General features: G+C 73.0%; 1 protein-coding gene and 1 pseudogene. Both read left to right on the plus strand.

Annotated elements, in window-relative coordinates:
- Nucleotides 1-38 precede the first annotated feature (38 nt).
- Nucleotides 39-815 (plus strand): annotated as a pseudogene (locus tag E4F61_RS14275) (transcription antitermination factor NusB); the annotation flags it as partial.
- An 88-nt stretch (nucleotides 816-903) separates the two neighbouring features.
- Nucleotides 904-1206, plus strand: a complete 303-nt coding sequence (locus E4F61_RS14280; protein ID WP_425480162.1) for a S8 family serine peptidase — start codon at nucleotides 904-906, stop codon at nucleotides 1204-1206.
- Nucleotides 1207-1609: the final 403 nt, after the last annotated feature.

A 1609-nucleotide genomic window follows, 5' to 3' on the forward strand; every position in this document is an offset into this window, starting at 1 on the left:
CGCGTGACCGGGCGCTCGCCGAGGCGATCTGCCTCGCGGTGCTGCGCGCGCCCGCGCGCTATGCCGCGACGCTGGACGCGTGGATGCCCAAGCCGCTGTCGGCGCGCGACGGGGCGGTGCGCGCACTGCTGATGGCCGGGCTCGCGCAGATCGATCCGCTCGGATTGCCGGCGCATGCGGCGGTCGGTGCCACGGTCGAGGCGATGCGCGCGAGCGGGCAGGCACATCGTGCGGGCCTCGCCAATGCACTGCTGCGACGCGCGACGCGCGAGGGCGTGCCGCCGGGCGATCCGCGCGCGCACTGGCCGGCTTGGCTGCAGGCGCGCCTTGCCGCCGACTGGCCGGACGACGTCGACGCGATCTTCGAGCAGAGCGCGCGCATGCCGCCGATGTGGCTGCGCGTGAACCGACAGCGGGTCACGCGGGACGCCTACCTCGCGCAGCTTGCCGACGCCGGCATCCAAGCCTTCGTCGACGACGACCTGCCGGATGCGCTGCGGCTTTCGCATGCGGTGCCGGTGTCGACGCTGCCCGGTTTCGACGCCGGGCTCGTCACCGTGCAGGACGCCTCCGCGCAGGCCGTCGCCGACGCGCTGTCGCCGTCGCCGGATGCACGCGTGCTCGACGCTTGCGCCGCGCCGGGCGGCAAGACCACGCACCTGCTGGAGCGCGAGCCTTCGCTCGCGATGACCGCGCTCGACATCGAGCCGAAGCGGCTCGCGCAGGTCGGCGACGCGCTGCGCCGGCTCGACGTCGGCGAGGCGCGGCTCGTCGCCGCCGACGCGGCCGACCTCGCGGCCTGGTGGGACGGCACGCCGTTCGACGCCGTGCTGCTCGACGCGCCGTGCTCGGCCACCGGCATCGTGCGCCGCCAGCTACTCGAACTACGGTGCGAACATCGACGTGGCCGCGCCGGGCGGCGACAGCCCGGACTGCACCACGCTGATCGTATCGACCGGCAACGCCGGCACCGCCGGCCCGACCACCGAGAACTACAAGTGCATGGCCGGCACCTCGATGGCGGCCCCCCACGTGGCCGGCACCGTCGCGCTGATGCAGGCGGTGCGGTCGACGCCGCTCACCCCGGCGCAGGTGGAGAGCATCCTCAAGAGCACGCTGCGCGCCTTCCCGGGCAGCAACGACAAGCCGATCGGTGCCGGCATCATCGACGCCAACGCGGCCGTCAACGCCGCCAAGACGTACTGATCGCACGTCGACGATGCTGCAAGGAACCCCGGCGCATGCCGGGGTTCCGCTTTTCGAGGATCCCCACGCGACGCTGGCCTACCGGAGGCGGAGCGCGCCGGAGTTCCAGCCGCACAGGCGCGGCAAATAGGCCTGACGGGCCGAACGCGCCCTTACCGAAAAAAGCCGCGGCGCTGCGGCTTTTTGTCTGTCGCATGCCGCGCGCGCCGCCACGTCTGCGCCCACCGGTCGCAGTGCTCCCGCTTTCCACGGCCGTGATGGCGCTTCTTTCGCCACCCATAGCCCGACGGCACGACACGCGTACCGCTGGCCACGTCGCCGATGCCGCTTTGCCCGGTATCGCCGGCGCCCACCGCGCCATGCATGCCGCCTCCCGCGAAACCGCTGCCGCTTTTTTCGCCAC

The sequence above is a fragment of the Cognatilysobacter segetis genome (genome assembly GCF_004359965.1).
Lineage (GTDB): Bacteria > Pseudomonadota > Gammaproteobacteria > Xanthomonadales > Xanthomonadaceae > Cognatilysobacter > Cognatilysobacter segetis.